Origin of the sequence: uncultured Thermus sp., assembly GCF_938010445.1 — a bacterium.
In the GTDB taxonomy this organism is placed as follows: Bacteria; Deinococcota; Deinococci; order Deinococcales; family Thermaceae; genus Thermus; species Thermus altitudinis.
This window is the reverse complement of the sequence record NZ_CALLUR010000004.1, coordinates 1-7907: the sequence shown is the minus strand read 5'-3', so window position 1 is coordinate 7907 and position 7907 is coordinate 1. Positions and strand designations below refer to the sequence as shown.

The following is a 7907-nucleotide window of genomic DNA, read 5'->3' as shown; positions in this document are numbered from 1 at the left end:
TCCTTCAACGCCCCCTACGGGGCCTGCCCCGCCTGCTCGGGCCTGGGCTACAAGCAGGAGTTTGACCCCGAGCTCATCGTCAACCCCGAGCTCTCCCTGGCCGAGGGGGCCATCCTGCCTTGGGCCCGGGGTAGGGACACGGGGCGAAGCTACCTCTGGGACCGGCTTCGGGCCCTGGCGGAACACCTGGGCTTTGACCTCAAAACCCCCTTCAAGGACCTGCCGGAGGAGGCCAAACAGGCGGTGCTCTATGGCCTCCCCGAGCCCTTTGAGGTGGTCTTCCGCCGGGGAGGGAAGGAAACCTTCCGGGTGGAGGTCCACTACGAGGGGGTGATCCCCTGGTTGCAGAAGCGCTACCAGGAGGCGGAATCCGAAGGGGTCAAGGAGGTGCTGGAAGGGTTTATGTCGCAAAAGCCCTGCCCGGTCTGCGGCGGCACCCGCTACAAGAAGGAGGTGCTCTCCGTGAAGGTGGCGGGCAAAAACATCGCCGAGGTTTCGGCCCTGCCGGTTCGCGAGGCCCTGGAGTTTTTCCGGGACCTCGAGGCCCATCTCCCCCCCTTCCAGGCCCAGATCGCCCGCCCCATCCTGCGGGAGATCGTGGAAAGGCTGGGGTTTTTGGTGGGGGTAGGGCTGGACTACCTCACCCTGGACCGCGCCGCCAACACCCTCTCCGGAGGGGAGGCCCAGCGGATCCGCCTGGCCACCCAGGTGGGTAGCGGCCTCACCGGGGTGCTCTATGTCCTGGACGAGCCCAGCATCGGCCTGCACCCCAAGGACAACCAGCGCCTCATCGCCACCTTGAAGCGCTTACAGGGCCTCGGCAACACCCTGATCGTGGTGGAGCACGACGAGGAGACCATGCGGGCCGCGGACTGGATCGTGGACATGGGGCCGGGGGCCGGCATCCACGGGGGGGAGGTGGTGGCCCAAGGCCCTTTGGAGGAGATCCTCCGAAGCCCCAAGAGCCTTACCGGAGCCTACCTGCGAGGGGAGAAGAGGATCCCCGTGCCCAAGGAGCGCCGGAAGGGCAACGGCAAGTGGCTGGTGCTAAGGGGAGCCCGGGAGCACAACCTGAAAGGGGTCACCCTACGCATCCCCTTGGGCCGCTTCGTGGCGGTAACGGGGCCTTCGGGCTCGGGCAAGAGCACCCTGATCCACGATGTCCTCTACGCCGCCTTGGCGCAAAGGCTCATGCGGGCCAAGACCACCCCGGGGGCCTTTGAGGCCCTGGAGGGCCTCGAGCACCTGGACAAGGTCATTGAAATAGACCAGTCCCCCATCGGCCGCACCCCCCGCTCCAACCCCGCCACCTACACCGGAATCTTTGACGAGATCCGCGACCTCTTCGCCAAAACCCCCGAGGCCAGGAAACGGGGCTACGGCCCAGGCCGCTTCTCCTTCAACGTGAAAGGGGGGCGGTGTGAGGCCTGCGGGGGCGACGGCACGGTGAAGATCGAGATGCTCTTTTTGCCCGACCTCTACGTGCCCTGCGAGGTGTGTAAAGGCAAGCGCTACAACAAGGAGACCCTGGAGGTGAAGCTCCGGGGCAAGAGCATCGCCGACGTCCTGGACATGACCGCTGAGGAAGCCCTGGACTTTTTCCAGCACGTCCCCACCATCGCCCGCAAGCTCCAGCTCATGGTGGACGTGGGCCTGGGGTACATGCGCCTGGGCCAGCCCTCCCCCACCCTTTCCGGGGGGGAGGCCCAACGGATCAAGCTGGCCACGGAGCTGGGCCGCAAGGCCACGGGCCGCACCCTCTACATCCTGGACGAGCCCACCACCGGCCTTCACTTTGACGACGTGGCCAAGCTCCTGGACGTGCTCCACCGCCTGGTGGACGCCGGCAACACCGTGGTGGTCATTGAGCACAACTTGGACGTGGTGAAGACCGCGGACTGGGTCATTGACCTGGGCCCCGAGGGAGGGGACCGGGGAGGGGAGATCGTGGCCGAGGGCACCCCGGAGGAGGTAGCCCTTTCGGGAAGCCCCACGGGGCTCTTCCTGGCCCGGATCCCCGAGATCGCCGAAAGGCTAAAGGTGGCGGCGGACTAGGCCTTGGCCTTGGCGGATTTCCTGGAAACCGGGGCCGGTTGGCTGCGGGCCAGGATCCCCTCCAGGGCCAAGGACAGGGATTTGTCCAGCTCTTCCGCGAAATCCCGATTAGGGGTATAGGCCGCCCAGCGCAAGGCGGCCAGGAAGTAAAGGTCAGCCAAGGTACGGCCCATGCGCTCCAAGGAAAGGTCCTGGCGCACCACCCCCTTCTCCTTTAGGGGCTTCAACACCTCCGCGATCAGATCGCCCAAAGGCAGGGCCATAAAGGCCGCCTTGGCCCGGATGGGGTCAGGGTTTAATAGCTCGTAAAGAAGAGGCAGAAGAAGGTCCTTCTCCGCTTGGGTAAAACCCGCAAGCCTCTGGAAAAGGAAGCGCAGAAGGGCTAGAGGGTCTTCCCCTTGGGCCAGCCCACGCCTAACCTGCTCCCGGAGGTCCGCCAACAGGAGGCTTCCGTACTCCAGGAGCACCGCCTCCTTGTAGGGGTAGTAGTTGAAGAAGGTACCCCGGGACACGTGGGCGGCCTTGGCGATATCCGTGGCGGTAGTCTCTTGGAAACCCTGCTGGCGAAAAAGGGCCATGGCCGCCTGGAAGATGCGCTCCCGACGGCGCTTTTTCTGATACTCCCTTACGGTCATGAAAGCAGTGTACTCCTGCCCAAACTTAAAGTTCAATCACCTTTTGGGCCCAGTCCGCTAAGGCCTGGAGGAGGGTCAGGCCTCCTAGGGTGGAATACACCTTCGCCTCCCGGTGGAAGGAGCCCTCCCCCACCTGGTACCCCTGCCTAACCAGGGACCGGGCCACCTCCCCCGGGGCCACCACCCGGGTAGGAAGCCTCCCCACCTCGGCCAGGAAAAGGTGGGCGTTAAAGCCTAAAAACACCGCCTCCAAACCCTCCCAGATCTCCTCCAAAAAGGCCAGGTAGGTGGGGTCTTGGGCCATGCGGCCGGGCCTCCTAGCCCCGGGGATGAAGAGGGCCCTAGGAGGGGGGGCTGCGGGAAAGGCGTAGGTGGGGGTCCAGACGGATCCCGCCAGGGCTGGGGTTCCCTTCCGCCCCTTGGCCACGGTGTAGGCGGGGTATTCCAGGCGCCGGGCCGCCTCCAGGGCTAAGGCCGCCTCCAGCTCGGAAAACTCGGGGAGGAGGAGGATGGCCAGCACGTTAACCCATTATGGCAGAAGCCGGTACAAAATAAGGGCGGCCTCCCCCCGGGTGACGGGATCGCCACCCGCAAGCCCGCCCTCTCCCAAGGCCTGAAAGATCTGGTTCAGCACGGACCTCCTCGAGGGCCTCGGCAACTCTCCCCGGAAAAGCTCCCGGGCCTTCAACACCGCCCTGAGGCGCTCCTCGGGTCCCTTCGCCCGATAGTAGTGCTCCAGGTTAGCCAAAAAGTCCCCCAGGAGAATGGGTTCGGAAAGGCCCAGGGAACCCTTTAGGTAATAGGGACCAGCGAACAACCCCCGCCGCAAGAGGGCCACCGCCTCCCGGTACCCCGGCCTATCCGCCTCCACCCGTTCCCTCTCCGGGGAGGAGAGCCTAGCCCCCCTTTGGACCAGCCGCTTGCGCAGGGCCTCGAGGCCCGGGGCGCTCCCAGCCAACTCGGGAAAACCGGCCAGAGGCACCTTGCCAAGCCCTGCCTGGGGGGCCTTGCGCAAGAGGGCCGCCGCCACCCCTGCCGCCTCTCCCAAAGCCATCTGGAGGGGAACCACCCGGGCGGAGAAGGCGGCCACGCTGTCAAATCCCGCCGCCTGGGAAACCACCAGCAGGTTCCTCAGCTCCTGGGGCACCAGGCTGCGGAAGGGCACCCCGTAGGGCACCGGAGTACCCAAAAGGTAAGGGGTTTCCCCGGGAAAGTAGGCCTGGCCGTCCAAGGGGTACCCCCCTAAGGCCACGGCGTCGGGAAAGGTCCGGCCCAGGAGGACCTCATCCGCCCTTAGGCGGTAAAGGGCCTTAAGGTGGCGGCTTTCCCGTAGGTAGAGGTCCGGGGCCACCCCAGCCAGGCGAGCTGTGCCGAAGAGCAGAGGATCCTTCTCCCGCAGGTAGGCCACCACCCGTTCGGCCTCGAGGGCCGCCTCCCGCCGGATGCGCTCCAGGCTTAGGGGATCCGCCCCCTCCATCCCAAAGAGGAGGAGGGCGTTAACCAAGAGGCTCCCATCGTCCTGGCGGGCCAGGTTCAAGCCCCGAAGGGCATAGCGGTTGGGATCGGAGGGGAGGTAACCCCGCACCAGACTCGCAAAGCCCCAGCCGCTTCGCCCCCAGGCCCCTGCCCCTGTACGCAGCACCTGGCCCTCGTAGTTAAGGGCTAGGAAGACGGCGCCCCAGGGAACCCCCTCCAAGCGGAAGACCAAAGTGGCCGCCATGCTCCTGGAGTCCAGACCCGTATCCTCCCGGCCCTGGGTGAAACTGGCCCCAGCGCGAAAGGCCAGGTCCGCGGTATCGCTGGCGTCCACAAAGTAAGGGGCTAGAACCGGACCCTCCGGGGTCGCCACCCGGGTCAGGCGGCCCGCCTCCACCTCCACCCGGTCCAAGGAAGCCTGGAGCCTTACCTCCACCCCTGCCTCCCGGAGCATGGCCCAGAAGGCCTCCTCCGCCCGCTTCACATGGAAGGAAGCCTCCTGCCCGATGCGGCGGTAAAAGTCGCGAAAGAGACCTCCTTGGAGAAGACCCTCTTGGTCCTTGGCCAGGTCCAGGGTGGCCAGCCACCCTTGGGTGAGAACCCCCCCTACTCCCCGGCCGGGTTCCAGCAAAAGCACCCGAAGGCCCTCTTGGGCTGCAGCCACCGCCGCCGTCACCCCCTGGGGGGTGGCGCCGTAGACCACCAGGTCGTACTGGGCCCAGGCCAGATTCCACCCTAAAACGAAGGCTAGAAGAAGGAAGCGCATAGGCCAATGGGCCTTCCCCACCCAAGGCCCCGGATAGCCTCTTATGGAAGGTTGGCCTTGGCCTCCTGATACTCCACCACCAGCCGGGCCACCACTTCCTTGGCGGAAGGAAGGTCCCGGATGAACGCCACCCCGTGCCCGGCGGAGTAGACCTCCTTCCAGGCCTTACCCCCACCCTGGCGGAAGCGCTCCAAGGATTCCCGGAGGAAGTTGGCGGGCACCCCGGTGACCTCGGGGGTGTACTGGATATCCTCGGGGGTGGCCCTAAGCAGGGCTTCCTTGTACTCTAAAGGGGCCTCGGACTCCACGGTGGCGATGAAGCGGGTGCCGATGTAGGCCCCATCCCCCAGGGCCAAAGCAGCCAGCAGTTGCCTGCCGGTGGCGATGCCCCCGGCGATGAGCACCGGCACCCCCAGCTCTTCCCGTAGCCAGGGCCCCAAGACCAAGGGGCTTAGGGCTCCCGCATGCCCCCCGGCCCCTGCGGCCACGGCCACCAGGGCATCGGCCCCCGCCTCCACGGCCTTTCTCCCGTGCCTTAGGCCCACCACATCGCACCAGACCACACCCCCGTAGGCCTTCACCCGCTCCACCACACGGGTGGGGTCCCCCAAGGAGGTGACCACCAGGGGCACCCGGCGCTCGGCCACCGCCTCCAGGTCCTCCTCGAGGCGGGGGTTGTCCTTGAGGATCAGGTTCACCCCAAAGGGAAGGTCCTGGGGAAAGCCCTGCAAAAACTCCCGGAAGGCGGCATGGGTGCGGAAGTTGAGGCTAGGGATCACCCCGATAGCCCCCGCCTCGGCCACCGCCTGAAGAAGCCTGGCCCCCGAGACCAAGAACATGGGGGCGGCCACGATGGGATAACGGATGCCCAGCATGCGGGTGATGGCGGTTTCCATGAAGGGGATTATACCCGGTTCAAGACTCCAACCCCTTCCGCCGCATCTCCCCCCACACCCCCCGTTTGCGCCATACCTGGAAGGTGGCCACGAAGCGTTCCAGGGCCAGAACCTGCCGATAGCCTAGGCCCTCCAGGAGGGCAAAGAAGAGAAGGACCACCCGGTCCCAAAGCCGGGGATACCGTTGCAAAAGCAGCGTCTCCATCCCCACCGCCAACTGGGAGAGAAGGACCCCATAGCCCACGGCCAAAAGGAGGAAGAGAAGGGCGAACTCCGGATTAAAAAGGCCAAGGAGGTAAAAGACCGGCAAGAGCACGTAGCCCAAAACCTCCACCACCGGGGCCAAGGCCTCAAAGAAGAAGAAATAGGGCATGGCCACCAGGCCTAGGCGTCCGTACCTGGGATTGAAGAGCATAACCCGATGGTTCCAAAGGACCTCCCACAGGCCCCGGTGCCAACGGTTCCGCTGCCTCCTTAAGGTGGCCCAGTCCGCAGGTACCTCCGTATAGCAGATGGGGTCTGGAGTGTAAAGGATGCGGTACTCCCTTCCCTCCTCCCGGGCCCGGCGGTGAAGGCGGACCACCAGCTCCATATCCTCCCCCACGGTGTCGGTGCGATACCCCCCCACCCGCAAGGCCTCCTCCCGCCGGAAAAGGCCAAAGGCCCCGGAGATAATGAGCAAGGCCCCCATGGCGCTCCACCCTGCCCGTCCCATGAAGAAGGCCCGGGCGTACTCTATCACCTGCATACGCTCCAAAAACCCTTGGGGAAGGCGCAGGGTCTCCACAATACCCTCACGCACCACAGCCCCATTCAAGGGCCTTATCGTCCCCCCCACCGCCAATACCCGGTCATCCTCCAAGAAAAGGCGGCTCGCCCGTAAAAGGGCCTGGGCATCCAGGAGGCTATCCGCATCCACGGCGCAGAACAGGGGATACCGGGCCAGGTTCAGCCCAGCGTTAAGGGCATCGGCTTTGCCCCCGTTTTCCTTGTCCACCACGATAAGGTTAGGGTATACCAATGAGCGGTACACGGCCCGAACGGGCTTGGTGGGAAGGACCCGACGGTACGCCCATTCCACCTCCACCAGGCGGAAGGCCTCCTTGAGCACCTCCAGGGTCCGATCCTTGGGCCCGTCCGCCACCACGATCACCTCAAACTCCGGGTAATGCAAGGCCAAAAAGGAACGCACCGAGTGGGCGATGGTCTTCTCCTCGTTGTAGGTGGGGACCAGGATGGACACGGGCAGGTAGGCCTCGCGCTCCAAGAGGTCCTTCAGGGAAAGCTCAGAAAGCTCCCGGGCATAACGGGCCACCATCCCCAGGCCAAAGAAGGCGAAAAGGGTATAAAAGAAGTTCAAAAGGGCGAAATACCACAGGATCACCACCTGGTACAAGAACAAGAAATCCAAAAGGAGGTTCACGCCGCCTCCCGGAATACCTGCTGGGCCATGGCCCGGCCAAAGGGATCGGGGTGGCGTTCCGCAGCCTGGGCCAGAAAGCCCTTGTTCATCCGCAAAAGCCCTTCCGCCGCCGCCCGGCGCACGTAAAAAGAAGGGTCAGAAAGCGCCTTCCACAAGGCTCGCTGGGCCAGATCGTTCCCCAAAAGGGCCATGAGCCGGGCGGCATGGGCCCGCAAGAACTCCCGTTCATCCTTTAAGGCCGCCAGCAAAAGCCCCTCGTAGCCCTGGGGTGGGTAGCGCAGGCGGTAAAGGGCACGCATGGCCGCCGCCTTAAGCTCTGGATCCGCCTGGTCTAAGAAGGGAAGAACCCTTTCCACCAGGGACGCCAGCTTAAGCCGGCCCACAGCCTCCAGGGCCGCCCAAACCTCCTCCCCACCACCTTGGGAAAGCAAATACTCCACCACCGGCTCCGCCCGGTCTTCCAGAAGGAGGAGCACCTCCAAAAGGGCCCCCCGGGGTAAGGCGGCTTCCAAAAGGGCTTTAGCCAAGTCCAAGAGCCCTTGCCCCTGGGCCACCCGGGCCCCAGCCCGGGCCGCCGCCAAACGCAGGACGGGGTCCGGATGAGCCAGATACGGAAGAACCGCTTCCAGGGTTTCCGGCAAGCGGGCTTGGGCTAA

7 protein-coding genes are annotated in these 7907 nt (G+C 65.1%); 1 reads left to right on the top strand and 6 read right to left on the bottom strand.

All coding sequences use genetic code 11. The features are described from left to right. A partial coding sequence (gene uvrA, locus Q0693_RS00225; RefSeq protein WP_298628046.1) for an excinuclease ABC subunit UvrA occupies positions 1–2055 on the top strand: 2055 nt, incomplete at its 5' end. Here the strand turns inward: uvrA and Q0693_RS00220 are convergent. The 6 genes from Q0693_RS00220 to Q0693_RS00195 form a co-directional block, all read right to left on the bottom strand. After that, a complete protein-coding gene (locus tag Q0693_RS00220) occupies positions 2052–2690 on the bottom strand; it encodes a TetR/AcrR family transcriptional regulator (RefSeq protein ID WP_243029866.1) in 639 nt (212 codons plus the stop codon). The two genes, uvrA and Q0693_RS00220, sit on opposite strands and share 4 nt — an antisense overlap. A 25-nt stretch (positions 2691–2715) precedes the next feature. Continuing rightward, positions 2716–3210 carry a hypothetical protein gene (locus Q0693_RS00215; protein ID WP_243029867.1) on the bottom strand — a complete coding sequence of 165 codons (495 nt, stop codon included), beginning with the start codon at positions 3208–3210 and terminating at the stop codon, positions 2716–2718. A gap of 9 nt (positions 3211–3219) precedes the next feature. Next, the gene (locus Q0693_RS00210) at positions 3220–4932 is read right to left on the bottom strand and encodes an FAD-dependent oxidoreductase (RefSeq protein WP_298628039.1); all 1713 of its coding nucleotides are present in this window, start codon (positions 4930–4932) and stop codon (positions 3220–3222) included. Between the two features lie 41 nt (positions 4933–4973). After that, a complete protein-coding gene (locus tag Q0693_RS00205; RefSeq protein WP_243029869.1) occupies positions 4974–5828 on the bottom strand; it encodes a nitronate monooxygenase in 855 nt (284 codons plus the stop codon). 19 nt (positions 5829–5847) lie between these two features. Next, positions 5848–7251 (bottom strand): glycosyltransferase, encoded by a 1404-nt coding sequence (locus tag Q0693_RS00200; RefSeq protein ID WP_298628031.1) that lies wholly within the window; start codon positions 7249–7251, stop codon positions 5848–5850. Continuing rightward, on the bottom strand, positions 7248–7907 hold a 660-nt coding region (locus tag Q0693_RS00195), incomplete at its 5' end, for a HEAT repeat domain-containing protein (protein WP_298628028.1). The genes Q0693_RS00195 and Q0693_RS00200, both read right to left, overlap by 4 nt.

Excerpts from the sequence above, each read along its gene's own strand:
- Q0693_RS00205 (WP_243029869.1), bottom strand. The coding sequence starts at position 5,828 with ATGGAAACCGCCATCACCCGCATGCTGGGCATCCGTTATCCCATCGTG.
- Q0693_RS00210 (WP_298628039.1), bottom strand. The coding sequence starts at position 4,932 with ATGCGCTTCCTTCTTCTAGCCTTCGTTTTAGGGTGGAATCTGGCCTGG.
- Q0693_RS00220 (WP_243029866.1), bottom strand. The coding sequence starts at position 2,690 with ATGACCGTAAGGGAGTATCAGAAAAAGCGCCGTCGGGAGCGCATCTTC.